At 68.7% G+C, this 26,478-nt stretch carries 29 protein-coding genes, 1 pseudogene and 1 riboswitch; of the genes and pseudogenes, 4 read left to right on the top strand and 26 right to left on the bottom strand.

Annotated elements, in window-relative coordinates:
- Positions 1-136 precede the first annotated feature (136 nt).
- Positions 137-865, bottom strand: a complete 729-nt coding sequence (locus FHP25_RS30730) for a lysophospholipid acyltransferase family protein (RefSeq protein ID WP_231712538.1) — start codon at positions 863-865, stop codon at positions 137-139.
- A 16-nt stretch (positions 866-881) separates the two neighbouring features.
- Positions 882-1,436, bottom strand: a complete 555-nt coding sequence (locus FHP25_RS30725) for an HAD-IIIA family hydrolase (protein WP_147850814.1) — start codon at positions 1,434-1,436, stop codon at positions 882-884.
- 78 nt (positions 1,437-1,514) lie between these two features.
- Here FHP25_RS30725 and FHP25_RS30720 point away from each other — a divergent pair, with 78 nt between their 5' ends.
- On the top strand, positions 1,515-2,156 hold the full coding sequence (locus tag FHP25_RS30720; RefSeq protein ID WP_147850813.1) for a zinc-ribbon domain-containing protein: 642 nt from the start codon (positions 1,515-1,517) through the stop codon (positions 2,154-2,156).
- Positions 2,157-2,170: 14 nt separating this feature from the next.
- On the opposite strand, the gene nadC is transcribed toward FHP25_RS30720, so the two are convergent.
- From nadC to FHP25_RS30700, 4 genes are all read right to left on the bottom strand, one after another.
- The gene (nadC, locus tag FHP25_RS30715) at positions 2,171-3,013 is read right to left on the bottom strand and encodes a carboxylating nicotinate-nucleotide diphosphorylase (RefSeq protein WP_147850833.1); all 843 of its coding nucleotides are present in this window, start codon (positions 3,011-3,013) and stop codon (positions 2,171-2,173) included.
- Positions 3,014-3,033: 20 nt separating this feature from the next.
- Entirely contained in the window at positions 3,034-4,593 is a 1,560-nt protein-coding gene (locus FHP25_RS30710; protein ID WP_147850812.1) for an L-aspartate oxidase, read from the bottom strand.
- Positions 4,590-5,612, bottom strand: a complete 1,023-nt coding sequence (gene nadA / locus FHP25_RS30705) for a quinolinate synthase NadA (protein ID WP_147850811.1) — start codon at positions 5,610-5,612, stop codon at positions 4,590-4,592. The genes FHP25_RS30710 and nadA overlap by 4 nt, the downstream gene beginning before the upstream one ends.
- A gap of 144 nt (positions 5,613-5,756) precedes the next feature.
- Entirely contained in the window at positions 5,757-6,734 is a 978-nt protein-coding gene (locus FHP25_RS30700) for an NUDIX hydrolase (RefSeq protein WP_408068558.1), read from the bottom strand.
- A gap of 254 nt (positions 6,735-6,988) precedes the next feature.
- Here FHP25_RS30700 and hpt point away from each other — a divergent pair, with 254 nt between their 5' ends.
- Positions 6,989-7,519: a hypoxanthine phosphoribosyltransferase gene (gene hpt / locus FHP25_RS30695; RefSeq protein ID WP_147850809.1), complete on the top strand. Its 531-nt coding sequence runs from the start codon at positions 6,989-6,991 to the stop codon at positions 7,517-7,519.
- 171 nt (positions 7,520-7,690) lie between these two features.
- Here hpt and FHP25_RS30690 read toward each other — a convergent pair whose 3' ends face one another.
- The 10 genes from FHP25_RS30690 to argH all read right to left on the bottom strand — a co-directional run bounded on the left by FHP25_RS30690 (position 7,691) and on the right by argH (position 18,521).
- Positions 7,691-10,366 (bottom strand): TIGR02302 family protein, encoded by a 2,676-nt coding sequence (locus FHP25_RS30690; protein WP_147850808.1) that lies wholly within the window; start codon positions 10,364-10,366, stop codon positions 7,691-7,693.
- 180 nt (positions 10,367-10,546) lie between these two features.
- Entirely contained in the window at positions 10,547-11,485 is a 939-nt protein-coding gene (locus FHP25_RS30685; RefSeq protein ID WP_147850807.1) for a polysaccharide deacetylase family protein, read from the bottom strand.
- A 16-nt stretch (positions 11,486-11,501) separates the two neighbouring features.
- Positions 11,502-12,389, bottom strand: a complete 888-nt coding sequence (locus FHP25_RS30680; RefSeq protein ID WP_147850806.1) for a polysaccharide deacetylase family protein — start codon at positions 12,387-12,389, stop codon at positions 11,502-11,504.
- Positions 12,390-12,440: 51 nt separating this feature from the next.
- Entirely contained in the window at positions 12,441-13,232 is a 792-nt protein-coding gene (gene thiG, locus FHP25_RS30675) for a thiazole synthase (RefSeq protein ID WP_147850805.1), read from the bottom strand.
- Position 13,233: 1 nt separating this feature from the next.
- Positions 13,234-13,446 (bottom strand): sulfur carrier protein ThiS, encoded by a 213-nt coding sequence (gene thiS / locus FHP25_RS30670; protein ID WP_147850804.1) that lies wholly within the window; start codon positions 13,444-13,446, stop codon positions 13,234-13,236.
- A gap of 12 nt (positions 13,447-13,458) precedes the next feature.
- The gene (gene thiO / locus FHP25_RS30665) at positions 13,459-14,616 is read right to left on the bottom strand and encodes a glycine oxidase ThiO (RefSeq protein ID WP_147850803.1); all 1,158 of its coding nucleotides are present in this window, start codon (positions 14,614-14,616) and stop codon (positions 13,459-13,461) included.
- A riboswitch (TPP riboswitch) is annotated at positions 14,605-14,701 on the bottom strand. It overlaps the preceding gene by 12 nt.
- A gap of 84 nt (positions 14,702-14,785) precedes the next feature.
- Positions 14,786-15,565 carry an SDR family NAD(P)-dependent oxidoreductase gene (locus FHP25_RS30660; RefSeq protein WP_147850802.1) on the bottom strand — a complete coding sequence of 260 codons (780 nt, stop codon included), beginning with the start codon at positions 15,563-15,565 and terminating at the stop codon, positions 14,786-14,788.
- A 117-nt stretch (positions 15,566-15,682) separates the two neighbouring features.
- Entirely contained in the window at positions 15,683-16,951 is a 1,269-nt protein-coding gene (lysA, locus tag FHP25_RS30655; RefSeq protein ID WP_147850801.1) for a diaminopimelate decarboxylase, read from the bottom strand.
- A 14-nt stretch (positions 16,952-16,965) separates the two neighbouring features.
- Positions 16,966-17,136, bottom strand: coding sequence for an LPS translocon maturation chaperone LptM (gene lptM, locus FHP25_RS41010; protein WP_178133906.1), 171 nt, complete (start codon positions 17,134-17,136; stop codon positions 16,966-16,968).
- Positions 17,133-18,521, bottom strand: a complete 1,389-nt coding sequence (gene argH / locus FHP25_RS30650; protein ID WP_218578728.1) for an argininosuccinate lyase — start codon at positions 18,519-18,521, stop codon at positions 17,133-17,135. The genes lptM and argH overlap by 4 nt, the downstream gene beginning before the upstream one ends.
- 118 nt (positions 18,522-18,639) lie before the next feature.
- On the opposite strand from argH, the gene FHP25_RS30645 reads away from it, so the two are divergent.
- The gene (locus tag FHP25_RS30645; RefSeq protein ID WP_178133905.1) at positions 18,640-19,218 is read left to right on the top strand and encodes a TlpA family protein disulfide reductase; all 579 of its coding nucleotides are present in this window, start codon (positions 18,640-18,642) and stop codon (positions 19,216-19,218) included.
- A 147-nt stretch (positions 19,219-19,365) separates the two neighbouring features.
- Here FHP25_RS30645 and FHP25_RS30640 read toward each other — a convergent pair whose 3' ends face one another.
- The 10 genes and pseudogenes from FHP25_RS30640 to FHP25_RS30600 form a co-directional block, all read right to left on the bottom strand.
- On the bottom strand, positions 19,366-20,238 hold the full coding sequence (locus FHP25_RS30640; RefSeq protein ID WP_147850798.1) for a 3-hydroxybutyryl-CoA dehydrogenase: 873 nt from the start codon (positions 20,236-20,238) through the stop codon (positions 19,366-19,368).
- A gap of 61 nt (positions 20,239-20,299) precedes the next feature.
- Complete coding sequence (locus tag FHP25_RS30635; protein WP_147850797.1) at positions 20,300-21,235, bottom strand: electron transfer flavoprotein subunit alpha/FixB family protein; 936 nt, start codon at positions 21,233-21,235, stop codon at positions 20,300-20,302.
- Position 21,236: 1 nt separating this feature from the next.
- Complete coding sequence (locus tag FHP25_RS30630) at positions 21,237-21,986, bottom strand: electron transfer flavoprotein subunit beta/FixA family protein (protein ID WP_147850796.1); 750 nt, start codon at positions 21,984-21,986, stop codon at positions 21,237-21,239.
- A 167-nt stretch (positions 21,987-22,153) separates the two neighbouring features.
- Positions 22,154-22,723 (bottom strand): cob(I)yrinic acid a,c-diamide adenosyltransferase, encoded by a 570-nt coding sequence (locus FHP25_RS30625; protein WP_147850795.1) that lies wholly within the window; start codon positions 22,721-22,723, stop codon positions 22,154-22,156.
- Positions 22,724-22,741: 18 nt separating this feature from the next.
- A complete protein-coding gene (locus FHP25_RS30620; protein ID WP_147850794.1) occupies positions 22,742-22,951 on the bottom strand; it encodes an HIG1 domain-containing protein in 210 nt (69 codons plus the stop codon).
- Positions 22,952-23,033: 82 nt separating this feature from the next.
- A complete protein-coding gene (locus FHP25_RS30615; RefSeq protein ID WP_147850793.1) occupies positions 23,034-23,675 on the bottom strand; it encodes an HAD family hydrolase in 642 nt (213 codons plus the stop codon).
- A gap of 67 nt (positions 23,676-23,742) precedes the next feature.
- Positions 23,743-24,177, bottom strand: a complete 435-nt coding sequence (locus tag FHP25_RS30610) for a cupin domain-containing protein (RefSeq protein WP_147850792.1) — start codon at positions 24,175-24,177, stop codon at positions 23,743-23,745.
- Positions 24,178-24,179: 2 nt separating this feature from the next.
- Positions 24,180-24,641, bottom strand: coding sequence for a cupin domain-containing protein (locus FHP25_RS30605; protein WP_408068559.1), 462 nt, complete (start codon positions 24,639-24,641; stop codon positions 24,180-24,182).
- Positions 24,639-24,767: pseudogene (locus FHP25_RS42305) on the bottom strand (helix-turn-helix domain-containing protein); the annotation flags it as partial. The pseudogene FHP25_RS42305 and the gene FHP25_RS30605, both read right to left, overlap by 3 nt.
- 120 nt (positions 24,768-24,887) lie before the next feature.
- Positions 24,888-25,532 (bottom strand): HAD family hydrolase, encoded by a 645-nt coding sequence (locus FHP25_RS30600; RefSeq protein WP_147850790.1) that lies wholly within the window; start codon positions 25,530-25,532, stop codon positions 24,888-24,890.
- Positions 25,533-25,639: 107 nt separating this feature from the next.
- Here FHP25_RS30600 and FHP25_RS30595 point away from each other — a divergent pair, with 107 nt between their 5' ends.
- Positions 25,640-26,407, top strand: coding sequence for an SDR family oxidoreductase (locus tag FHP25_RS30595; RefSeq protein ID WP_147850789.1), 768 nt, complete (start codon positions 25,640-25,642; stop codon positions 26,405-26,407).
- Positions 26,408-26,478 lie beyond the last annotated feature (71 nt).

Genomic DNA, 26,478 nt, shown 5'->3' with positions numbered 1-26,478 from the left:
TCGTTCCCTATTTGTTCGAGGGTCGCATTTTCCCCTTATCAACAAACGGACTTTCGTCAACCAACTGAATTTACTGTGCTTTTCATTATTGTCCCCAGCGCGATCCACAAAAAGCGCGCCAAAAGCGCCCGGTCACTCACTCTTTTGTCATTTGACGCGCGGCCAGCTGCCCCGTCGCAGCCTCGATCCGGTCATGCAGCGTCTTCATGAACGCAGCCCGCGCCATCCCCGGTGCGATCGGTGGCAGGACCAGGACGTCGATTCGCCCCGCCTTCTTGATGAACACGCGCCGCCCCCAGAACAGGCCCGAGTTCAGCGCCACCGGCACGACCGGCACCTTGAGCTGCGTGTAGAGCGCGGCCACGCCGGGCTGGTAGGGCGCGTCGGCACCAATGGCGGTGCGCGTACCCTCAGGAAAGATGATGATCGGCCGGCCACTGTCCATGGCCCGGCGCGCATCACGCAGGATCGACCGCAGTGCCGACGGACCGGCCGCGCGATCGATCCCGATGTTGCCGGCACGCCACATCATCCAGCCCACGATCGGGATGTAGAACAGGTCGCGCTTGAGCACGAAGGCGCTGTCATGGAAGACGAGGTTGAACGCCAGCGTCTCCCAGGTCGACTGGTGCTTCGAGGCGACGATGCAGGGACCTGCAGGCAGGTTCTCCAGCCCGCGCACCTGATGCGTCAGCCGGCAGGTCGCGCGCAGCAGGGCCAGCGTCGCGCGTATCCACATCCGGGCGTAGGCCGCGTTCGCCCGCGCCGGCAACGCCAGCACCGGCAAGCCGGCGACCGCCATCACCGCCGACAGCAGATAGAAGCCGACATTGAACAGGAACGACCCGATCGCCTGGCGCATCATCTTACGCTCGGTCCGTTCACCACAGATCGCCGTTCAAATAGGAGTCGACGGCCGTGGCAAGATCGGCGCGAACCGCGACCGGCAGTAGATCGGCCGGAACGCCCGCCGCCTGGACAGCCGCGCCCTTTCCCGTCCGCACCAGCACGCGCCGGCAACCCGCGGCGTGCGCCGCCTGCAGGTCACGCAGATCGTCACCGATCATCGGCGTGTCGTCAGCGGTGGCGCGAAACTGCTGCAACGCTTCAAGCAGCATGCCTGGACGAGGCTTGCGCCGCGGCGAAGGCCGGTCTGGAGCGTCGGTGCAGGCCAGCAGCGCGTCGAGATGCGCGCCATCGCGCGCCAGCAGCGTGCGCAGCTCGACGTGAATGCGATCCAGCATCGCCATCGATATGATCCCCCGCCCCACCACCGATTGGTTCGTCACCACCGCGACACGCACGCCGGCAGCGTTCAGGCGCGCTACGGCCGCCGCAGCACCCGGCAACAGAATAAGGTCACCAGGGTTACGCACAGAGTCGGGTCGATCCGCATTGATCACGCCATCGCGATCGAGCAAAACCAGACGCGCCATGCGCTCCCCACCTCGCTTGTCTCACAAGACCTTGTAAACTACTGTCCGGCCGCCGAATACATCTGGTATCCCTCGCTTATGCAACTCACCTGTCCGAATTGTTCGGCGCGTTATCTGGTCGATCCTGCCGCGATCGGCCCGACAGGTCGGACGGTCCAGTGCTTCCGTTGCGGCTTCAAGTGGCAGGCCAGGGTGCCTGCCGGGCTGAGCGCGCCCGATGTGATGCCGCCGACACCGGCGCCAGCACCGCAGCCGGCGGCGGAACCGGACGCAATACCGGATTTCACCATCGAGCCGCCGAGCCAGGCCGGCACCAGCCTTGTGCCGGTGATCCCGCCGGATCCGGGCATGCCGACCTGGCTCAAGGCAGTGCTCGGCGCGCTGATCGTGCTCGCCCTGGCGTGCGGCGCCGCCTATCTGCTGCACGACCGGATCTTCACCACGCTCGCGATCGATCAGCAGACGTCCACGATCAGCCGCATCGCCGCTGCGGACGGCAAGTCGACGCTCATCGTCACGGGCGAGATCGTCAATGTCGGCCGTGGCGAAGCCGCGGCCAGGCATGTGCGCCTGATGTTCAAGGACGACCAGGGCAAGCTCATCGCCGAACGCACCGTCGCCATCGTGACCGGCCGGATCCCGCCCAATGGACGAGCCCGCTTCGAGGCACGCATCGAGGACGCACCGGCAGCGTCAGCGGTCGAGGTCGCGGCGGACTGAGCGGCACCTGCCGCTCATCCCTTCTGGAAGTCGAGGCCCAGGTCGAGCGCCGCGGCGCTGTGCGTGATCCAGCCGGCCGAGATGATGTCGACGCCGCTGGCGGCGACCGCGGCGACGGTATCGCGCGTGATGCGCCCGGACGCCTCGCTCACGGCGCGGCCATCGATCATGACCACGGCCTGGGCGAGCATCGCCGGCGCCATGTTGTCGAGCAGCACGGCATCGACGCCTGCCGCCAAAGCCGTCTCGAGCTCGGCCAGCGTCTCGACCTCGACCTCGATCTTCACCATGTGGCCGACCGCCTGCCGGGCGCGCGCGACCGCTGTCCCGATGCCGCCGACGGCTTCGATGTGGTTGTCCTTGATCAGCACGCCATCGTCGAGGCCGAAGCGGTGGCTGACACCGCCGCCGGCGCGCACCGCATGCTTTTCCAGGGCCCGCAGGCCAGGCGTGGTCTTGCGTGTGCAGGTGATGCGCGCGCGATGCCCGCGCGCGGCATCGACCAGCGACGCCGTTGCGGTTGCGACGCCCGACAGATGGCACAGGAAGTTCAGCGCCACGCGCTCGGCGGTCAGGATGGCGCGGGCTGGCCCGGCCACGGCCGCAACCGTGTCGCCGGCGGCAACACGGCTGCCGTCGGCGCGATGGATGGTGATCTCGATCGCAGGATCGAGCAGCCGCATGGCCATCATCGCGCAATCGACACCGGCAACGACGCCAGGTTGACGCGTGACGATCACGGCGCGCGCCCGGGCCGCCTCCGGCACGACGCTTGCCGTCGTGATGTCGCCGGCGCGGCCCAGATCTTCGAGCAGCGCAGCCCGCACGACAGGCTCGACAAGCAATGCAGGCAGCATGCCCAGCGATGGACTCTGGCTCACGACACGACCTCCTTCACACGATCCTTGGTTTTTGCAGGCGCGATGTCGCGCAGGGTCAGGCGGCTGCGGGCGGCCGGAGCCGCGTCGGGATGATCAACGCGGCAGTGGCCGCCACGGGTCTCGCAGCGCCGCAGCGCCGCCGTCGCGACAAGCTCGGCAACCAGCGCCGCATCGGCGAGCGTGCCCGACGCTGCCGTTCGCCGCAGGCTGCCGATATCATCGATCGCCAGGCGCAGCCCGGATGCATCGCGCTCGACGCCGACACAGGTGTCCATGCGGTGGCGCAGCCGCAGCATCGCGGCGGACTCATCCACATCCATGCCCAATGTGAGGCGCGGCCGCGGCGCCCGCCTGGCGGCATCAGGCGGTGTCCCCTTGATGTCATCGGCCAGGCGGTTGGCGAACACCAGCGCCTCGAGCAGCGAGTTGCTGGCCAGACGGTTGGCGCCGTGCAGGCCGGTTGCCGCCACCTCGCCCACGGCCCACAGGCCAGGCAGCGTGCTGCGCCCGTCGATATCCACGGCCACGCCGCCCATGTGATAGTGCGCCGCCGGCGCGACCGGGATCGGGGCCGCCACCGGATCGATGCCGGCGGCACGACAGGCAGCCGTCACGGTGGGAAAGCGCTCCGGAAACGCCGCGCCGACCGCCGCGCGGGCATCAAGGTAGACCCGCCCGCCCGCCTGGCGCTTGCGCCATACGGCTCGCGCCACCACGTCGCGTGGCGCCAGGTCGGCCAGCGGATGCAATCCCGACATGATCGGCAGGCCGGCGTCATCGACCAGGACGGCGCCCTCGCCGCGCACGGCCTCGGTCACCAGCGGCATGGGATCGCGCCCAATGTCGAGCGCCGTCGGATGGAACTGGACGAACTCGAGGTCAGCCAGCACGGCACCGGCCCGCGCCGCCAGCGCCACGCCGCGACCGCGCGCCGTCACGGGATTGCTGGTGTGCCGGTACAGCCCGCCCAGGCCGCCGGTCGCCAGCACGACGGCGTCAGCCGTGAACAGCACAGCCGAGCCGCCGCAGCGGGCGATCACGCCTTGCAGGCGCCCGTCCTCGACAAGGATCTCCTCGGCGATGGCAGCCTCGACCAGCGTGATCGACGGCGCGGCGCGGGCTGCCGCCAGCAAGGCACGCATGATCTCGCCGCCCGTGGCATCGCCGGCGGCATGCACGATACGATGGCGGTGATGTCCGCCTTCACGGCCCAGGCGCAGCCGGCCCGCGGCATCGCGATCGAAGCGCACGCCCAGCGCCACCAGGTCATCGATGCAGCCGGGGGCCGCCCGCGTGACCACGTCCACGATCGCCGGGTCCGCTATGCCGCCGGCCGCCGCGATGGTGTCGTCGGCATGCAGGCCGGGATGGTCGTCATCGCCGCACGCCGCGGCAATGCCGCCCTGGGCCCAGGCGCTGGCCACGCCTTCGCCCAGGAACGCCGCGCTCAACACCGTGACCGGCATAGGCGCCAATCGCAGCGCCGTCGCCAGGCCACCGATGCCGGCACCGACAACGACAACGCCGGCGCGCCGTGTGCTCACATCATCGCTCATCGCGGCTTCACCTCCAGCATGCGCTCGACCGCGCGCCGCGCCGGCGCGGCGATGGCCGGATCGATCTCGATCGCGTGGGTCATGGTCTCCAGCGCATGGCGGATGCCGGGCAGCGTGATGCGCTTCATGTGCGGGCAGAGATTGCAAGGCCGCACGAACTCGAGGTCGGGATGCTGGGCCGCGACGTTGTCGCTCATCGAGCATTCCGTGATCAGCACGACGCGCGCCGGACGCTTGTGAACGACATAGTCGTTCATGCCCTGCGTCGAGCCGACGAAATCCGCCACCGCCACCACCTCGGGCGAGCATTCAGGGTGGGCCAGCACAACCACACCGGGATGGCCGGCCCGCAGGCGCCCGATGTCATCGGCGGTGAAGCGTTCATGCACCTCGCAGCGCCCGTGCCACGCGATCACCTCGACCGAGGTCTGGGCTGCGATGTTGCGCGCCAGATACTCGTCCGGCAGCATGATCACCCGCGGCACGCCCAGGGATTCGATCACGGCGCGCGCATTGCCCGACGTGCAGCAGATATCGGTCTGGGCCTTCACCTCGGCGGAGGTGTTGACGTAGCTCACCACCGGCACACCGGGATAGCGCTGCCGCAACAGGCGCACATCGGCACCGGTGATCGACTCCGCCAGCGAGCAGCCCGCCTCCAGGTCGGGGATCAGCACCGTCTTGCCGGGGTTGAGCAGCTTCGCCGTCTCGGCCATGAAATGCACGCCGCAGAGCACGATCACCGATGCGTCGGTACGCGCGGCCTCCCGCGCCAGCGCCAGCGAGTCGCCGACAATGTCGGCAACGCCGTGGAAGATCTCCGGCGTCTGATAGTTGTGCGCCAGGATCACCGCATCGCGCTCGCGCTTCAGCGCCAGGATGGCATCGATATCCTCGGCGAAGGCCGGCCACTCGATCGGCGGGATCACCGTGCGCACCTTCTCGTAGATCGACGCCGTGCGGGCCAGGATGTCGGCGGAAACCACCGGTGAGCCGGCGGTCGCAGTAGGGGTGAACATGGGCGCTCTCCTATACTCATTTTGAGCATTACGAGGGTCCGAAAAAACCGGTCCCCCGGTCCTATTATGCTAGGATTGAGCATAAGGAGATTCAAGGTCGCCATGGGCCGCGTCGCGGCCGCTTATTGCATGGCTGCCATCGCGCTATTCGGACGCGCGTGCGATCGGCAGGCGCAGGCCCGGCGCCAGGCGCTCGAGCACGACCTCCTCGCGGAAGCGCACTTCCCGGGCCGGGCGGCCGCCGGTGGCCGTGATGATATGGCCGGTCTCCTCGACCAGGCCCTGCTGCTCCACCAGGCGACGGAAATTCTGCTTGTGCAGGCGCACGCCGGCCAACGCCTCCACGGCGCGCTGGAGCTGAAGCAGGGTGAAGCCCGCAGGCATCAGCTCGAAGACGACCGGCCGGTACTTGATCTTGCCGCGCAGGCGCGCGATCGCGGTGGCGAGGATACGCCGGTGATCGGCGGCCATCGGCTGGCCTTCCTGCAGCGCATCGACGGCGCGACCTTCGCCCGCCAGGCCGTCACGGCGCGCCTCGGCGACCAGGCCGATCTCGTAGAGCAGCTCGTAGCGTTCCAGCACCCGCTCATCGCTCCAGGCGGTGCCGTCGAGGCCGAACGCCACGATCGCCCTTTCCTTGCGTGCTGTGCGTTCCGCCCGGGTGTCGCCCGCCCCTGCCCAACGCCGCAGCGGCTTCTCCACGCGGTCGAGGACGGCAGGGCGGCCGCGCCGCCAGTCCTCCCATGGAAAGTAGCGATACCAGTCGTGCCACAGCGCGTCGCCGGCGAGCGCCGAGCCAGCCTCCTGCGCCAACGCGAGATAGCCGATCGACAGCACACGACTTCTGCCCGGCCCCGAGCTCATGCGGTCACGATCGCCGAACGTATAGAGCTGCTCGACATAGTCCAGCCGGGTCCCGGTCTGAGCCTCGACCCAGGCGCGCAGGCCTGCCTCCAGCGTGCGATGGCGGTGCTCCAGCGGCCCCGAGGGCAGCGCATCCAAGGCGGCGCTGCCCAGCTCGGCCCGTGCCATCCGCCGGTCGGCGGCGGATGCCCGGCCCTGCCCCGGGGTCACCAGCACGCGCGGCTGGTCCTGCGTGACGGCGACGACGACCGCGGTCAAGTCAACGACAGCAGCCTGCTCCATGATGGGTGGCGATTTCGAGGTGGGAGCAGGAAGCGTCGTCGCCACGGTGCAGCCAGGGTCCTTCTGTGAGGGGCGCACAGTCTAGCTTCCACCCGCATCGATGACGAGAGCATGGCATGCCCGACGAAAAATTCGCCCCTGCTCCGCCCCCTACGACACGCTGGCATCTGCTGCCGCGGGCACGCTACAAACGGCGTCAGGCGCCAGCGGTTGGAGGTTGTCGCACGGTGATGGAAAACCCACCGATCGCCATCCGGTTCTCGTCGGCCGAGATTGCGACCCGCATCGAAGACCTGGCGCGCGACATCCGTGACGCGATGCCCGACGATACGCTGATGGTGCCGATCCTGACCGGCAGCTTCGTGTTCGCGGCCGACCTGGTGCGGGCGCTGGCACGGGCCGGGGCCGACTGGCCGCTGGACTTCATGACCCTGTCCAGCTACGGCGCCGGCACCCGATCCTCAGGCCAGATCGATATCGTGCGCGACCTGCGCGAATCCGTCGCCGGCCGGTCCGTGCTGGTGATCGACGACATCCTGGATACCGGCAGGACGCTGCTTTTCGCCCGCGACCTGCTGCGTAACCGAGGCGCGCGGGACGTGAGGATCTGCGCCCTGCTCGACAAGCCGGCGCGGCGGTCCGTCGATCTGCAGGCCGACTTCGTCGGCTTCGCGGTCACCGACGAGTTTCTGGTGGGCTACGGCCTGGACAAGGCCGGCCGCTATCGCGGCCTGCCCTATATCGGCGCCATCGAGGGGTGAGGTGATGTTTCCCTTTCCCCGCAAAGCGGGGAAGGTGGCCGAAGGCCGGATGGGGAGCTGACGTGGTCCTTATAACCGAGACCTCGTCAGAACTCCCCTCCGACGTTTCGAAGCGACAGCGTCGAAACGTCGTATCGGGGCACCTCCCCAACTGCGTTGGGGAGGACTCTGTCAGAACTGGCGCAGCAGACGATCGATGTAGTCCAGCTCCGGCTGGGGCCGTTCAGACTCTCCGGCGCGGCGGCGCAGCTCTTCCAGGATCTCACGCGACCGCTGGCGATCGAGCCGATCCGGCACCTTGTTGTCATCGGTGTCGAGCGTGTCGCCGTAATTGCCCTCGGAGCGGCCGAACGGGTCGCGGTTCTGCGCCTGGCGGCGTTCCTGGACCTCGCCACGGTCCTGCTGGTTGCCTGGCCCGCGCTGCATGCGCTCGGCCATGTCCTGCATGCCCTGCTGCAAGTGGTCCAATGCCCGGCGCTGGGCCCGTGCTGCGCCGTCATAGTCGCCGCGCCGCAGCGCCTCCTCGGCATCGCGCATGGCGCGCTCGCTCTGGCCCAACGACCCCGGCACGTCGCCGGGCTGGTCGCCGAAGCGCCCCATGAAGTCGCCCAGGCGGCGGCGCAGCGCTTCCTGCTGACCGCCAAGCTGGTCGCCCGGCGACATGCCCTGCCCCTGCTGGCCCGGCTGCCGCCCCTGCTGCCCCTGTCCGCGCTGACCCTGTTGCCCCTGTTGCCCCTGCTGCCCGGGCTGGCGGCCTTGCTGGTCGCCGCGCTGGCCCTGCTGGCCGCGCTGCTGGCGCTCGGACTCGCCCAGCAGCTTGTTCTGCTGGCGCGCCATCTGATCCATCTCGTTCATCATCTGGCGGCCCTGCTGCTGACCTTGCTGGCCAGGCTGGCCTTGCTGCCGGTCGGAGAGCATGGGCTTCATGTTCTCCATATCCTTCAGCATCTGCTCCAGCATGCGCTTGGCCTCGTCGCGCTGGCCGTTGCGCGCCATCTCGCGCGCCCGGTCCATCATCGACTGCAGGTCCTGCGAATTCATCATCTGATCCGGATCCATCTCCTGCGCTTCGCGTTCCGCCTTCTCACGCTCGGCTGGATCCTTCATGCGCTCGGCGAACTCGCGCATCATGCGGTCCATCGCCTCGCGCAGCTGCTGGATGAGGCGCTCGATCTCGGGGTCCGGCGCGCCACGGTCCAGCGCATCCTTCAGCTCGCGCTGGGCATCGCGGAACTCGCGCTGGGCATCCGTCAGGTCGTCGTTCTCCAGCCGCAGGGCCAGATCCCACATCAGCTGCTGCACTTCGGGGATCGAGCCGCCGGTCTTGTCCGACGCCAGGCGCGCGGCCGCGGTGCGCAGGCCCAGATGCACGACCGTGTCGCCCTTGTAGTCGCCGGGCCGCGCGTTCAGCACCAGCAGGCCCTGCGCTGCCGGGACGCGATTGCCCTGCGGGTCCTGCGACAAGCCCTTGCGCAGCGCGATGATGCGCCGCGCCACGGGATGCGAGAAACGCCGCTCCGGCAGAGTGAACTGAATCGGCTTGCTGTGGCCTTGCAGGCCCGCCGCGTCGGTCGCGGTCAGCTCCATCACCACAGGCAGGCCGGCCCAGGGATGCGGCGTCAGATCCTGGCGCACGAAATCCTCGATGCGCGTGCGACCGGTCCCGGCCAGCGGCAGGTCGATTGTCACCCACTGCGGATCCTCGTCGCCGACGAAGCCGGTGAGCGCGCTGCCATGCAGGCGCATCCGCGCCGAGATCGACGCGACGCCGAAATCATCGCCGGCAATGTAGTCGATCCGCGTCTCCCGGCGCTCGGTGGCAACAGGATCGCGCGTGAACTCCACCGTCGGCGGCAGGTCAGCCTGCAGCTTCACCGTCCAGGAAGCGCGCTCGCTGCCGCGCACCATCACCGTCAGGTGCTGGCCGCGGTCGAGAACCGCCTCGACCTGATATTTGGCGCCCGACACGGAGGTGAAGGGGACCTCGCGGTCGTCGATCTTCAGGATCGGCGCACGGCTGCCGGGCACATTGTCGACAAAGCCGGCAATCTTCGAGCCGACCGGCACGTGCAGCACCTTCACGGGCTGCTTCTCGTCCGCCGGCTCCTTGGAGTCGAGGTAGATCGGCGGCTTGCGCGTGTAGGCCGGCGGCGACACCCACAGCTCCACCACCAGCGGCGGCGGTGGCGGGAAGGCAGGCGTCAGCGCCGTCGCCAGGCGATCGCTGCGCCAGCCGCCGGCCGCGACGACGGCGACGATCAGCAGCAGCAGCGGCACCAGGCGGAATGCGCGCCGGTCGAGGCCCGGCACACCGGGCCGCGGCGCACGGTTGCGCAAAGCCGCAAGGCGCTCGGCCTCGCGCTTGCGGTGCGCCTCCCAAAGGGCGGCGGCAAACGGATCGTTCTTGCCGATCGCCAGCGAATCGGCGAGCGCGGCCAGCGGCCGGTGCGGCACGCCGCTATCGGTTTCCAGGCGGCGCGCCGCGCTTTCCCGCTGCGGCCAGCGGAAGCCTCGGAACAGCCACCAGCTGCCGCCGATCAGGGCCAGGCCCAACGCCACCAGGATGCCGGTGTGGGTCCACGGCTCCAGGCCCGCGAACAGATCAAGATGGGCGGCCGCGAGAAACAGGCCGATGACGCAAAGCAGCGGCACCAGCCGCGGCCACATCGCCTCCCACGCCAAGCCGGAAAGAGCCAGCGTGATCTTGCGGCGCACGCCGCGCGGTTCTTCCCAGGACGAGGGTGCGACCGACATGCGGGTCTCCCGCTCCACCAAAAAGCCAGCCGGGAGGCTTCCCGGAGCCGGCCACACTTCCACCATTAACGCGCCCAACCATGGCGCCACCATGGCAGGCGACCACGCGCATCCCGCCCCGCCAGCGCGGGGAAGCAAATGTCACGCCAGATACAGTCTATAGGCTTGCGGTCATGTCGGCCAGCCGCCCCGATCACAATCCGGCGTGTGTATAACGCTGCACGGACTGTTCCGTTCCTCAGGAAGCCGTCATTCCAGGCGAGGGATGTTTTGTCAGCTCAGGCTGCCCTCGTGGTCCTGCCAGATGCTCGGCTCCAGCTTCAGGAAGCGCTCCGGGGGATAGGCCTTGAGCCAATAGTCCGCGAGCTCACCGCCGGTCGGGGTCCACAGGCCGGGATGGCTGCGCATGTCCTGCAGGAAGGTGTCGAGGAGCTGCGCGCGATGCGCCCAGCCGCTGTGCTGCGGGTGCAGGACCATGTGGAACTGCCGGCCACGCCGGTATTGCGCCGCGAACTCGGCCCGCCAGTTGCGGAACAGGCTGTCGGCATGCTCCAGCCCGGTCCCCTTGCCGGGGAAGAGGTGAAAGAACTGGTCGTCAAAATGATAGTAGTACGGCAGCGCCAGCAGCGCCCGGCGGGTCGCGAAGTCGGCCACCCACCAGTGCGGGATGTCGTCTGCCAGCCCGTTGCCCAGGTAGGCGTAGCCGGCCTCGATCAGCAGATCGATCGTGCTGGGGCTGATGGCGCCGCCGGCGAAAGCATCGCTCTGGCGCGGCAGGGCGAACCACCCAAGCGGCCTGGCGCCGGCCGCTTCCGCGATCAGGGCCGTGGTCCGCGCCAGGCGGTCCTTCTCCTCGTCCCGCGCCAGCGTCGCGACGTCCTCGTGGCGGAAGCCGAGGGCGGCGACCTCGTGGCCGGCCGCGACCAGGGCACGCAGGCGATGCTGGTATGGCGGCGCCAGGACACCCGGCACCGCGAAGGTCACGCGCATGCCGTGACGGCCCAGCACGCACATCAGCTGCTCGATGCCGTCATTGGCCGCGAAGTAGGCCTCGGGCGTGCGCATGTCCGCCGCCGTGAGCCCGTGCGGACCGGATGCCGAGCCGAGGCAGACCGTCACCGTGACGCAGCAGCGGGCACCGTCGGGCCAGACGATATCCGCATCGGCCATCCCGACCTCGTCGGAGATGGTGTAGCGATCCTTCCAGGGCATGGGATGCTCCTTCCCGTCACGCTGTGGCGCGGCCGGCGGGGAACGCCTGCAGGCAATGCCGCGCCACGTCGGCGCAGGTCGGGAACCAGACGCCCGGAAACGTCTTCATGCGCTGGATCAGCTTCTCGAGCGCCGCAATCCGCAGCGCCCGCCCGGACACGAACGGGTGCATGCATATGTTGAGATAGCCGCCCTGGGCGTATTGCTGCTGGAAGGCCTGCCACCAGAGATCCATCACCCGGTCGGTGTCGGTGATGCGCTGCGCGGCGTTGCCGCTGCCCAGCCAGGCGAAGCTGTAGAACATCGCGTCGTCGATGGCGTAGTGGAACGGCAGGTTCAGAAGACAGTTCTTGCCGTCCTTGTCGTACTCGTAATGCGGCAGGTGATCGGCGCTGCCATGCGAGTTGTAGATGTAGCCTTCGCGCACCAGCGCCTCGTGCCGATGCCAGCTGCGGGTGCCGACGGGCCGACGGCCGCTGGTGCGCTCCAGCGCCGCGGTCGCCCGACGGAGGTGATCGGCTTCCAGCGCCGGGTCGTCCGGAACCCGGTGCTCCCACATGTGGTCGGCGATCTCGTGGCCGCTTGCCGCCGCGGCGCGCACGGCACGCGGATAGAGCTCGCAGATGCGACCCGGCGTGAAGATCGTGGCCTTCACCTGCTGGCTGTCGAACAGCTCGATCAACCGCCAGATCCCGACACGACCGCCGAACTCGCCCTTGGCAAGCTGCATCGGCGGCTCGTTGAGCAGACGGCGCAGCAGCATGGCATCAAAATCGGCCGTGAAGTTGACCGCCATCTGCACGCCTTTGGGCCAGGCGAAGTTGGCAATGCGCTCATAGCGCCGATCCGTGCCGGCCACCGCGGCAGCGATGTCGGCAAGCACGTCATCGTTCTGATCGGTCATGGTCGGGCAATCCGCCGTTTCGTGGCATCTATCCAGGCGGGATTTGGTCCGTCAACTGCCGACCAGGCCGAGCTGCGGGCTCGACGGCTGGGCGTAGCGCCGTTTCGGGATACGGCCCGACGTGAAGGCAAGACGTCCGGCCTCGACCGCATGGCGCATGGCGGCGGCCATGCGCACGGGGTCATGCGCCTTGGAGATGGCCGTGTTGGCCAGCACCGCGGCGCAGCCCAGCTCCATCGCCAGCGCTGCATCCGAGGCCGTGCCGATGCCGGCGTCGAGCACGACAGGCACCGGGCTGCGGCTGCAGATCAGCTCGATGAGGTGCGGATTGCAGATGCCCAGCCCCGAGCCGATAGGCGCGCCCAGCGGCATGACAGTGGCGGCGCCGCGCTCGGCCAGCTTGAGGCAGGTCACCGGATCGTCGTTGCAATAGGGCAGCACGATGAAGCCCTTGGCGACCAGCTCGGCCGTGGCGAGCAGCAGCTCCTCGACGTTGGGGTACAGAAGCTCGCGATCACCGATGACCTCGAGCTTGATCCAGTCCGTCTCCAGGGCCTCGCGCGCCAGCTCCGCCGTCAGCACCGCGTCGCGCGCCGTCTGGCAGCCGGCCGTGTTGGGCAGGAAGCGCACGCGATCCGCCAGCAGGTCGACGAGGCTCTCCTGATAGCCGTCCAGGCTGATGCGCCGGATCGAGGCCGTCGCCATCTCGGTGCCGCTGGCGGCGATCGCATCGAGCATCACCTGCTGGTTGGGATAGCCGGCCGTGCCGACGAACAGACGCGAAGCGAACACGCGGCCGGCGATGATCAACGGGTCGCCGGTTCCCTGAGGTGTATCGAGCATATCAACCGCCTTTCATCGCGCGCACGATCTCGACCGCATCGCCGGCGACGAGCCTGGTCTGCGGCCACTGGACGCGCGGCACGATCCGTCCGTTGACGGCGACGGCGACACCGCGCCCCTCCGCCTCCAGGCCCTTGTCCGCCAGCAGCTCGCTCACCGTCGCGCTGGCCAGCGCCTCGTTCTTGCCGTTGACCCGGATCTCGCTGCCGTCCATGGGGGTTCCTTCCTATTCCGCGGCGGCGCGCGCCTGGAAGCGCGCCGCGCCAAGAGATCCGATCAAGGGATCAATCGCGCCGTGCAGGACGAGGTCGGCGATGACACGGGCTGTGATCGGTGTCAGCAGGATGCCGTTGCGGTAGTGCCCGGTGGCGTAGATCAACCCGTCCATCGGCCCGGGCCCGAGGATCGGCGTGTCGTCCCGGCTGCCGGGCCGGAACCCGACCCAGGTCTCGTCGACAGGCAGCTCCTCGATCGCCGGCAGGGCGCGCCAGGCGGCATCGAGCAGCGACAGCAGGCCGCCCGCGGTGATGTCGCCGTCGAAGCCTCTTTCCTCGACCGTGGCGCCGACGATCAGCCGGCCATCGTGGCGCGGCACGAGATAGGTATCGGGCACGCGCAGGACGTGCCGCAGGATCGGCGCAGCCGGATCCATGCGCAGCGCCAGCATCTGGCCCTTGACCGGGCGCACCGGCAGACGCGCCACGGGCGGCGCCAGCGGGACATCGCGCGACCACGCTCCGGCGGCGAGGATCACGATGTCGGCACGCTGCAGCGTTCCGGCCACCATCACGCCGTGCGTGCGCTTGCCGTCATGCGCGATGCGCTCGACGGGCGCGTGCTCATGCAACGTGGCGCCTGCGGCGCAGGCCGCCGCGCGCAGCGCCGCCGCCAGGCGGCGATTGTCGACCTGGTGGTCCTCCGGGCTCCAGAGCGCGCCCACGAGCGTGGACGCCAGATGCGGCTCGCGCCGTCGCACATCGGCGGCGGGCAGCCACGTGACCGGCAGGCCGAGGGACTGCTGGAACGCAAGATGGTGCTGCAGCCGCGCCCTGTCGTCATCGTTGAACGCCGCCACGATCGTGCCCTCGCACCGCAGGCCGATGGCAATCTCCGTCGCCTGCTCGAGCTCGGCGGCGAAGGCGGGCCACAGCGCCTGGCTGGCGCGTCCCAGGGCCAGCAGGCTGCCCTCGCGCGGCTCGGCCTCGACGCAGGCGGCCAGCATGCCGGCCGCAGCATGGCTGGCGCCACTGCCGGCGGCCCCCTTGTCGTAGAGCGTCACGGCGACGCCGGCCTGGGCAAGACGCCAGCCGATCGCCAGGCCGATCACGCCGGCGCCAACGACAATGACGCAAGGATATGGAGACGACGCGGTCTTCCCGCTCATCGGCTGCTCCCTCCGCTGGCATTACCCAGACAGGTTCGATGGGTGTGCTCTCAGTCGCGCAAGCGCGACACCCCAGGCCGTCGAGGCAAGCCTAACGGGTTGAACCGGGCGCGGCAAGCGCCCCGGGCGGCAATGTGACTTCGCTGGGGAGCGCGTGCGCTCAGGCGGCTCAGGCCGTGGCGCCACCGTCGACCGGCAGCGCCACGCCGGTGATGAACGAGGCCTCGTCCGATATCAGGAACAGCGCCGCGTTGGCGATCTCCTCAGGCTGCGCGGCGCGGCCCGTCGGGTTGAGGGCGGTGCTCTGCTGGACCACGGCCTCGATATCATTGGGCCGCGGTCCGGCGCTGTCCGGACGCGAGACGAAGACACGCAGCATCGGCGTGTCGACCATGCCGGGGCACACCACGTTGACGCGGATCTTCTCGCGCACCAGGCGCTTGGCCAACGCGCGCACGAAGCCGACCACGCCGAACTTCATGGCCGAGTAGACCGGGCTGTAGGCGGAGCCCTGGATGCCGGACTGCGATGCCGTGTAGAGCAGCGCGCCACCACCGCGGCGACGCAGCTCGGGAATGGCGGCGTCTGTCGTCACCAGCACGGTGCGGAGGTTGAGGTCGACGGCGCGCTCGAACTCGGCCATGTCGACGCCTTCGACGGCCGCCGGCCCGGGATGGCCGACATGGTTCCAGACGAAATCGAGGCCGCCGAACGCCGACGCGGTCCGCCCCACGATCTCGCGCGCGAAGTCGTCGCGCCGCAGGTCACCAGCCAGCGCGAGCGCCTTGCCGCCCGCACGGGTGATCTCCTGCACGACCGCCTGGGCTTTCTCGTCATCCAGGTCGACGACAGCGACAGCGGCGCCTTCACGTGCGAAGCGCAGCGCCCCTGCCCGGCCCATGCCGGATGCTGCCGCCGTGACAATCCCGATCTTTCCTGCCAGCCGCATCGTTTCCCCCGTCGAAATCTGCAGCCGTCAGCCTCCCGTGCGCCGAGCCGGAAGTCAAACACGCTCAACTGTCATCCCTCGCTGCGCTCGGGATGACGGAAGGGATGGCAATACGCGCTACAGCCAGTCCGGGACGCGGTCGGCGGCGATCAGCTCGTCGAGCGACTGGCGCGGGCGAATGACCGTATAGCGATCCCCATCGACCAGCACCTCGGGCACCAGCGGCCGGGTGTTGTAGGTCGAGGCCATCACCGCGCCATAGGCGCCGGCGGATTTCACCACCAGGACATCGCCCGCGGCGAGCGGCGGCATCGGCCGCTCCTGCGCGAGATAATCGCCCGACTCGCAGATCGGCCCGACGATGTCGGTGACCGCCGCCGGCGCGCCGGCAGCCGGCTGCCTCAGGGGCACGATGTCGTGCCAGGCATCGTACAGCGTCGGGCGGATCAGGTCGTTCATCGCGGCATCCACGACCACGAACGTGCGCGCCGCGCCGGGCTTGACCAGGATCACCTCGCCCAGCAGCACGCCGGCATTGCCGACCAGGCTGCGGCCCGGCTCGAAGCTCAGCGCGCAGCCCAGCCCTTCCGTTTCCTGGCGCACCATCTGCATGTAGTCGCCGACCGCGAACGGCCGCTCGTTGGACTGGTGGCGATAGACGATGCCGTAGCCGCCGCCCAGATCGAGACGATCGATGGCGTGGCCGTCGGCGCGCAGATCGCCCACGAGGCCACGCAGCTTGCGGATGGCGTCGCGATAGGGTTCCAGCGACAGGATCTGCGAGCCGATATGCATGGCCACGCCCACCGGCCTCAGGTTCGGCTTCGATGCGGCGTGCGCGTATGCTTCGCGCGCCAGGTCGATGTCGATGCCGAACTTGTTCTCCTTGCGGCCGGTCGTGATCTTGGCATGCGTCTTGGCGTCGACGTCCGGGTTGACGCGGATCGCGATGTCGACGGTGCGGTTCAGGCTCCTGGCGACGGCATCGAGCGTGTCGAGCTCGGCGCGGCTCTCGACGTTGATCTGGCGGAGGCCGGCCGCCAGCGCCTCGCGCAGCTCGGCCTCCTTCTTGCCGACGCCGGAGAACACGATGTCCGAAGGCGCGACCCCGGCCGCCATCGCCCGGCGCATCTCGCCGACCGACACGATGTCGGCGCCGGCGCCCAGGGCCGCGAAGGCACGGATCACGGCCACGTTGCTGTTGGCCTTGACCGCGTAGTGCAGCTCGGCCTTCAGGCCGCGCATGGCGGCCACGAACGCCTGGTGATTGGCGCGCAGCGCCGCCAGCGAATAGACGTAGACCGGCGTGCCGACCTCGCGGGCGATGCGGGCCAGCGGCATGTCCTCGGCGACCATCTCGCCATTGCGGTAGACGAAGGGTTCCATGAGATCGCCGGCCCCTACTTGTGCTTCGGCTGCGGCTCGGTCTGCCACGGCACGGGATCGGGCTTGGGATAGGTGCGCTCCGGCGACTTGCCGCCGCTGGGACGTTCCAGCTCGCCCTTCTTGCCGCATGCCGCCAGCGGCAGCAGCGTCAGTGCGAGCAGGAGCAGGCGTCTGTGGCGCATCATGTCGGGCTCTTCCGCTCGCTCAGAAAGCGCCGCCGCGCCGCGGCGACCGCCTTCTTGACGTTCCTGGGCGCCGTGCCGCCGAAATTGGCGCGAGCCGCCACCGACGCCTCGACGGTGAGCGCACGGTAGACGTCCTTGGTGATCGCCGGCTCGATCGCCTGCATGTCCTCGAGCGGCAGCGCCCCGAGATCCGCGCCCTTCGAGACCGCCAGCGCCACCAGCCTGCCGGTGACGTGGTGGGCCTGCCGGAACGGCAGCCCCAGGCTGCGCACCAGCCAGTCGGCGAGATCGGTTGCGGTCGAATAATCGGCGGCGGCGACGGCGCGCATGCGCTCGTCGTTGGCCTTCAGGTCGCGCACCATGCCGGCCATTGCCGCCAGGCTGAGCTCCAGCGAGTCGGCGGCGTCGAAGATCGGCTCCTTGTCCTCCTGCATGTCCTTGCCGTAGGTCAGCGGCAGGCCCTTCATCACCACCGCCAGCGCGGTGAAATCGCCCAGGATGCGGCCGGTCTTGGCGCGCGCCAGCTCGGCGGCGTCCGGGTTGCGCTTCTGCGGCATGATCGAGCTGCCGGTGGTGAAGGCGTCCGACAGGGCGATGAAGCGGAACGGCGCGCTGCACCAGATGATGATCTCTTCCGACAGGCGCGAGACATGCACGGCGCAGATCGTCGCCGCCGCCATGAACTCCAGCGCGTAGTCGCGATCGGAGACCGCATCCAGCGAATTGGCCATCGGCCGATCGAAGCCCAGCGCCTTGGCCGTGTCGTGGTTGTCGATCGGGTGCGGTGATCCGGCCAGCGCCGCCGCGCCCAGCGGACTCTCGTTCATGCGCCGGCGGCAATCGGCGAAGCGGCTGCGGTCGCGGCCGAACATCTCGACATAGGCCATCAGATGATGGCCGAAGGTCACCGGCTGCGCCGTCTGCAGATGCGTGAAGCCCGGCATGATGGTGGCGGCGTGCTCCTCGGCCCGGTCGATCAGCGCCGCCTGCAGGTCGCGCAGCAGCCCCTCGACGCGGTCGATCGCGTCGCGCACCCACAGCCGAACGTCGAGCGCCACCTGATCGTTGCGCGAGCGCGCCGTGTGCAGCCGGCCGGCGGCATCGCCGATGAGCTGCGACAGCCGCGCCTCGACGTTCATGTGGATGTCCTCGAGCCGGGTCGAGAACGTGAAATTGCCGGCCTCGATCTCGCCCTCGATGCGACGCAGCCCGGCAATGATCTTGCGGCCGTCGGCCGCCGACACGATGCCCTGCTTCACCAGCATCTCGCAGTGCGCGATCGAGCCCCGGATGTCCTGCCGGTACATGCGCCGGTCGAAGCCGATGGAGGCATTGATGCGCTCCATGATCTCGGCCGGGCCAAGCGTGAAGCGGCCGCCCCACATGGCGTTGGACGATTTGCTCGACGGGGCGCCGGCTGCGACAGTACGGCGCTCGCGGCTCGCCTTCACTTTCCTGTTCCCGATCATGACGTCTTGGGCTGGAGATCGTAGGATCGTGGTTATGGCACAGCTTGCATCGCATTTCTCGTTTCTCGTGCGCACCCTGGGCGCGCTGGCGATCGCCGCCGGCACCGCCTTGCCCGTGGCGGCCAAGGACGCCAAGCCGCCGCTCGCCGGCGACATGACCAAGCTCGAGCTTCAGGTCGAGCGGACGGCGGCGCCGGCGCTGGCCTTCAAGGACAAGGCCGACGCCAACGCCAGCCTCGACGCCTTCAAGGGCAAGGTGGTCCTGGTCAATTTCTGGGCCACGTGGTGCATCCCCTGCGTGAAGGAGATGCCCAGCCTGGATCGGCTTGCCGCGAAGATCGGCAGCGAGAAGTTCGTCGTTGTCGCCCTGTCGCTGGACGGCCCGTCGCGGCCCAAGGTCGAGCCCTTCATCCGCAGCCGCAAGCTCGACAACCTGCAGGTGTTCTTCGATACGCAGAAGAAGTCCTACGGTGCGCTGCGCATCGCCGTCCTGCCGACATCGGTGCTGTTCGACGCCCAGGGCCGCGAGGTCGGCCGGCTGCAGGGTGACGCCGACTGGGACACCCCGGAGGCCGAGGCGCTGGTGCGGCACGTGATCGGGGAAGGCTCATAACCTCTCCCGCATGCGGGAGAGGTCGGCGGACGCGAAGCGTTCGGCGGGTGAGGGTCCAAGGACGAGGTATCTCGTGTGCTGCCCCTCACCCTCCCATCGCTGGCGCGATGGGCCCCTCCCTCTCCCGCTTGCGGGAGAGGGCAGTTTCTACCGGGTCGGCATCGGGCGCTCGCCCGAATAGTCGTAGAAGCCGCGGCCGGCCTTGCGGCCGATCCAGCCCGCCTCGACATACTTCACCAGCAGCGGGCAGGGCCGATACTTCGAGTCGGCCAACCCCTCGTACAGCACCTGCATCACCGACAGGCAGGTATCCAGCCCGATGAAGTCGGCCAGCTGCAGCGGCCCCATCGGATGGTTGGCGCCCAGCCGCATCGCGGTGTCGATCGACTCGACGTTGCCGACGCCCTCGTAGAGGGCATAGACGGCCTCGTTGATCATCGGCAGCAGGATGCGGTTGACGATGAACGCCGGAAAGTCCTCGGCATTCGCCGGCGTCTTGCCGAGCTTGATCGTCAGGTCGCGGATGGTGCGGAAGGTCTCTTCCTCGGTCGCGATGCCGCGGATCAGCTCCACGAGCTGCATCATCGGCACCGGGTTCATGAAGTGCATGCCCATGAACCGGCCGGGCCGGTCGGTCACCGACGCCAGGCGCGTCACCGAGATCGACGACGTGTTGGTCGCGATCAACGTCGTCGGCGGCAGCATCGGGCAGAGCTTCTTGAAGATCTCGCGCTTGATCTGCTCGTTCTCGACCGCAGCCTCGATCACGAGGTCGCAATCCTCGAACGTCTTGTAGTCAAGCCCGGTCTCGATCCGCCGCAGGGCTGCGTCCTTCTCGTCGGGCTTGATCAGGCCACGGCCGATCTGCCGGTCCATGTTGCCGGCCATCGTCTCGAGGCCTTTCTCGAGATGGGCGTCGTCGACGTCGACGAGCTTCACCTGGAAGCCCTTCAACGCGCAGACATGCGCAATGCCACCGCCCATCTGGCCGGCGCCGATCACGCCGATCCGCTGGATCATCGTCAATCCCCCGATAATGCCGGTGCCGCCGGCCGCCCCACGAGCCGGCGTCGAGCCCGAGTCATTTCTTGTCGATCGCCGCCGTGAGCTCCGGCACGATCTGGAAGAGGTCGCCGACAAGGCCGTAGTCGGCGACCTGGAAGATCGGTGCCTCCTCGTCCTTGTTGATGGCGACGATGGTCTTGCTGTCCTTCATCCCGGCCAGATGCTGGATGGCGCCCGAGATGCCGACAGCAATGTAGAGGTCAGGCGCCACGACCTTGCCGGTCTGCCCGACCTGGTAGTCGTTGGGCACGTAGCCGGCATCGACCGCGGCGCGGCTGGCGCCCAGCCCGGCGCCGAGCTTGTCGGCCAGCGCCTCCAGCATCTTGAAGTTCTCGCCCGACGCCAGGCCACGGCCGCCGGACACGACGATCTTGGCGCTGGTCAGCTCCGGCCGTTCCGACTTCGACACCTCGGCGCCGACATAGCTCGACAGGCCGCTGGCGCCGGCGCCCGCGATCTGCTCGACGGCCGCCGAGCCGCCGCCGGCCGCCGCCTTGAAGTTGGTCGGGCGTACCGTCAGCACCTTGATCTTGTCGGCCGACTGCACCGTCGCCATGGCGTTGCCGGCATAGATCGGGCGCACGAAGGTGTCGGGCGACACGATCGCGATCGCCTCCGAGATCTGCGCCACGTCCAGCAGCGCCGCCACGCGCGGCATGATGTTCTTGCCGACCGTGTCGGCGGCGGCCACCACGTGGCTGTAGTCCGGCGCCAGCTTCACCACCAGCGGCGCGATATCCTCGGCCACCCAGTCGGCATAGGCCGCGTCCTCGGCCTGCAGCACCTTGGCCACGCCCTGGATCGCGGCCGCCGACTTGGCGGCCTCGCCGGCGTTCGAGCCGGCCACCAGCACATGAACGTCGCCACCGAGCTGGGTCGCAGCCGCGACGGCGTTGGCGACGTTGGCGCGGACAGCCTTGCCGTCATGCGCAGCGACAACGAGCACGCTCATCTCACAGCACTCCCGCTTCGTTCTTCAGCTTGTCGACCAGCTCGGCCACGGTCTTGACCTTGATGCCGGCCTTGCGGCCCGGCGGCTCCTCGACCTTCAGCGTCTTCAGCCGCGGCGCCACATCGACACCCAGCGACTCGGGCGTCTGTGCGTCGATCGGCTTCTTCTTCGCCTTCATGATGTTGGGCAGCGAGGCGTAGCGCGGCTCGTTCAGCCGCAGGTCCGTCGTGATCACCGCCGGCAGCTTGAGCTTGATGTTCTCCAGGCCGCCGTCGATCTCGCGCTTGAGCTCGGCCGAGCCGTCGTTGATCGCCAGCTTGTTGGCGAAGGTGCCCTGCGACCAGCCCAGCAGCGCCGCCAGCATCTGGCCGGTCTGGTTGCTGTCGTCGTCGATCGCCTGCTTGCCGACGATGATCAGGCCCGGCTGCTCCTTGTCGGCCACCGCCTTGAGCAGCTTGGCCACCGCCAGCGGCTGCAGCTCGGCGTCGGCGTTGACGTGGACGCCGCGGTCGGCACCCATCGCCAGCGCCGTGCGGATCGTCTCCTGGCACTGCTGCGGCCCGGCGCTGAAGGCGATGACCTCGGTGGCCTTGCCTTGCTCCTTCAGGCGCACGGCTTCTTCCACCGCGATCTCGTCGAATGGATTCATCGACATCTTGACGTTCGCCGTCTCGACGCCGGTTTTGTCGGCCTTCACGCGGATCTTGACGTTGTAGTCGATCACGCGCTTAACGGCGACCAGCACTTTCATTGGGTTTTCGCCCTCGATGACCGGTTGAAGGCGTTCCGTCTAGGCCGCTGACTGAAAGCTGTCAAGCCGATGCCGCGCTGCACAACGGCACGGCCCTGACGGAAAAGCCTTGGAATTACAATTGGCTGGCCCTTGGAACCGTTCCGCAGGCCGGCATCCGCGGCATCTCATCGTGTCGCGCCGGGCATCCACAGGACGTCACGGGCGCCCTTGTCGTTCAGGTGGCGGGCCATCACGAACAGGTGGTCGGAGAGCCGGTTGATATAGCGCAGCGCCTCCTGATTGACGTCCTCGCGCTCGGCCAGCGCCGTCATCTCACGCTCGGCCCGGCGCGCCACGGTCCGGGCGAGGTGCAGGTAGCTCGACGCCGCCGTGCCGCCGGGCAGGATGAACGACTTCAGCGGCGCCAGCTCGGCGTTCATGGCATCGATCTCGCGCTCCAGCCGTTCGACCTGAGTCGCCACGATGCGCAGCCGCTCCCGCGTCTCGCCCTCGACTTCCGGCGTGCACAGATCCGCGCCCAGGTCGAACAGGTCGTTCTGGATGCGGGCCAGCATGGCGTCGGCCTCGGCGGCGCCCTCCATGTGCAGGCGCGCCAGGCCGATCGTGGCATTGGTCTCGTCGACATCGCCGTAGGCCGCGACGCGCTGGTCGTGCTTGGCCACACGCCGGCCGGTGCCCAGCGACGTCTGCCCCTTGTCGCCACCGCGTGTGTAGATGCGCGTGAGCTGAACCATCACTCTCCTCCGCCCGCGTCAGGCATTCTTCAGGAAATACCAGATGATGATCAGCACGATGGCGGCGAGCTGAAGCCGCACGCGCCACCACATCATCCGGTTGCTGCGGCGGGCGCCTTCGACGCCGCCCTGGCCGGCGCGCATCATGCCGATGAAGATCGAGCCCAGCGCGCCCAGCATGCACAAGCCGGCGAAGATGAGGACGATATAGGATAGGGCCTTGGCCATGATTGCGGTTCCCTGAGGCGGAGCGTCGCCAATCTGTCACGATATGGGAGCGCGGCCCAGCGGAATGCCAGGGTGAGCGACCTCAACCGATCAACGCCGGCAGGGCGCGCATGTTGTCGAAGACCTCGGCCCCGGCTGCGCGCAACGCCGCAGGGTCATGCTGATTGCCGCCATAGCCCAGCACCCGCATGCCGGCGGCCCGGCCGCCCAGCACTCCTGGCACCGAATCCTCGATCACGATGCAGTCGCGCGGCGCGGCACCCATGGCCCTGGCGGCGTGGAGGAAGACATCCGGTGCTGGCTTGCCTCGTGCCACCATCGCGGCGGTGAAGATCCGTTCGGCGCCGAAGTAGCCCAGCAGCCCGGTCTGCGCCAGGTTGTCGCGGACATGCGTATAGAGCCCTGACGAGGCGACGCATTTTGCCTGCGGCAAGCGCGCCAGCGCCTCCTGCACCCCGTCGATGACCTGCAGGCCCTCGCGCGCGAACCACCGGTCGCTCGCAGCGAAGACCTCACTCTGGAAATCGGCGGGCAGCCTGCGGCCCAGCGCCGCCTCGATGATGGCATAGCAATCCGGCAGTGGCCGACCCATCAGCCGCTGGGCGCATTCGTCCACCGTCCACGGCAAGCCGTGCCGGCCCAGCACGTCAGCCCAGGCAAGGTTGTACAGGCGCTCGCTGTCGATCAGCGTGCCGTCGCAGTCGAAGATGAGGAGGGTCGGCATGGCCGCCCTCCTCTACAGCATGGCGGCACCGGCGCGATACCGTCCCCGCGCCGCAACGCCTGCGCCGTCACATGTCGGTCCGCTCCTCGGCCACCGCCTTGCGCTCGGCCATGTTGAAGCGCTTGTCGTAGATCGGACGGCCGCCGGTGGTCGGGCCGGGATACTGGACGATGAGGATGAGCCCGCCGCTCGTGGTGCGCAGCTCGTCCTCGTAGTGCGGATCGGCGTGCCAGATCATGGTGCCCGGCCCCCAGACCTTGCCGGCGACCTCGAACTCGCCTTCCAGCACGTACCAGACCTGTGCGAAGTCGTGCTTGTGCAGCGGATGCCAGGCGCCGGGCGCCAGCCGCAGCAGGCCGGCATTGGGCTCGGTCGGTCTCTCGGGCCGTGGGTGAAAGAGCATCTTGCCGGTCTCGCCCGGCCACCGGATCGTCTCCCACTCGATGTCATCGACATGCCGTACGATGGCCGGTGCATGATCCCGTTGCGCCGCGTCGCTCATGATCATCCTCCCTTTCTCACGGTCTTGATGTCGGCCCCGGCCATGGCCAGGAAAAGCGGCGGCGCCTGCGCCTCCGCACCCGAGCGGGTGTGCACCATCAGCATGCGGGCCGGGCTGTCGCCGGCGTTGCGTCCCATGTGCGGGATGCCGGCATCGAAATGCACGGAATCGCCGGTTTCCATCGTCAGGCGCTCGGAGCCGATCTGGAACTCGATGCAGCCCGACAGGATCAGCAGAAACTCCTCGCCTTCATGCGCCACGAGGGCGATCTCACGGCGCCGCGTCGGCGGAAACTCCAGCTCGAAGGCGTCCAGCAGCGGCTGGCGCAGGTCGCCGCCCAGGCGCCGCCAGGCGTAGCCGTTTGGGCTGGCGATCCAGTCGGCGGTGCTGCGGGCGCGCCGCATCATCACGTGCGTGGGCGGGGGCGCCGCCTGCGCCTCGCCGAAAAGCTGCGCCAGCGGCACATCCAGGCACGTCGACAGACGGATCAGGTTGGCGATCGAGGCATTGGCGCCGCCGCGCTCCAGCCGCGACAGGAAGCCCACGGACAACGCCGTGCGCGCCGCGACATCGCCCAGTGTCAGGCCGCGCCGCTGGCGTGCCTACCGCAGCTGCTCGCCAAGGGCGCGCGCAAGATCGGCTGGATTCGACATGCCGGCCAGCGTATTCGCTTCTTCATTTAATGCAAGTCGATTTGCATATAGAGAAACTCAGCCGACCAGCAAGGGCAGCTGACGCATGTCGGCGAACACCTCGCCGCCCGCAGCCGCCATGCCGTCGCGGTCGGCGTAAGGCGCTGCGGCGTAGCAGAGCACGCGCATCCCGGCGGCGACTGCGGCTTCGGTGCCGGCGACCGCATCCTCGACGACGAGGCACGCATCGGGCGCCGCTTTCATCTCGCGTGCAGCGAGGAGGAACAGGTCGGGGAAAGGCTTGCCGCGCGCCACCTGTGTGGCGCTGAAGATACGGCCCTCGAAGCGGTCCCAAAGACCGGCGCCGCCCAGGGTGATCCGCATCTTGCCGATATCGCCCGACGATGCGACACAGGTGCGGTGCCCGGCAGCCTCGAGCGCATCGATCGCTTCGGCGACCCCGGCAATTGCGTTGACCCCCTCGCGCCTGAATGCGGCGAACGTCTCCGCCTGCAGACGATCGACGAAGTCGGCCGGCAACGCGCGGCCCAGCGCTGCCTCGGCGATGGCAACGCAGCTCTTCAGCGAGCGCCCCATCAGCTCGCGCATGGTCTGCGGCACGTCCCATGCCAGGCCCTCACGGTTGAGCGCCGCCGCGAAGCAGCGGTTCGAGACAGGCTCCGTGTCCACCAGCACGCCGTCACAATCGAAGATGATGAGCATGATACCTCAGCCAAGGCCCTGGCTCGCTGTGCGATGCGTCGAACAGACACCACTACCACGGCGCTTCGTCATCTGGCATGTCCGCATCATCAATACCGGAGGAAACCATGAAGCTAGCGGGCAAGGTCGCGATCGTGACGGGTGCGGCAGGCGGCATCGGCGCGGCAATGGCAAAGCGGTTCGCGCGCGAAGGCGCCAAAGGCGTGGTCGTGGCGGACCTGCACCAGGGACCGCTCGACGCGCTCGCCAAGGAGATCGGCGGGCTGGCGGTCCCCTGCGACGTCGCCAAGGAGGTCGATATCCTCGCCCTGGTGACGCGCGCCGAGGAGCGCTTCGGGCCGGTCGACGTGTTCTGCTCCAACGCCGGCCTGGTGCGCTCGGGCGACGAGGATGCGCCCGACGGCGACTGGGCGCTGAACTGGTCGGTTCACGTGATGTCGCATGTCTACGCGGCACGCGCCGTGGCCAAGAAGATGGCCGAGCGCGGCTCGGGCTACATCGTCAACACGGCGTCTGCCGCCGGCCTGCTGACCTCGCTGCCGTCGGCGACCTATGCGGTGACAAAGCACGCCGCCGTCGCCTTCGCCGAGTGGCTGGCGATCACCTACGGCGACAAGGGCGTGAAGGTGTCGGTGCTGTGCCCGCAGGCGGTGCGCACGGCCATGATCCAGGGCCGCGAGGCCGGCTCGGCCAGCGTCGATGGGATCATCGAGCCGGACGAGCTTGCCGAATGCGTGGTGCGCACGATGGACGAGGAGAAGTTCCTGATCCTGCCGCACCCGCAGGTGCTGGACTACATGCGCCGCAAGACCGCCGACTACGACCGCTGGCTCGCCGGCATGCGCCGCCTGCGCGGCAAGATGCTGGGAGAGTAGAAGATCTGGCTGGTCGGGCCGCGCCGCTCCAGCGGCGCTCGAGTTCATGAGCGCCGCTGGAGCGGCGCGGC

Origin of the sequence: Vineibacter terrae (assembly GCF_008039615.1) — a bacterium.
In the GTDB taxonomy this organism is placed as follows: Bacteria; Pseudomonadota; Alphaproteobacteria; order Reyranellales; family Reyranellaceae; genus Vineibacter; species Vineibacter terrae.
Note: the sequence above shows the minus strand (reverse complement) of the source record. Positions and strands in the feature narration are given on the sequence as shown.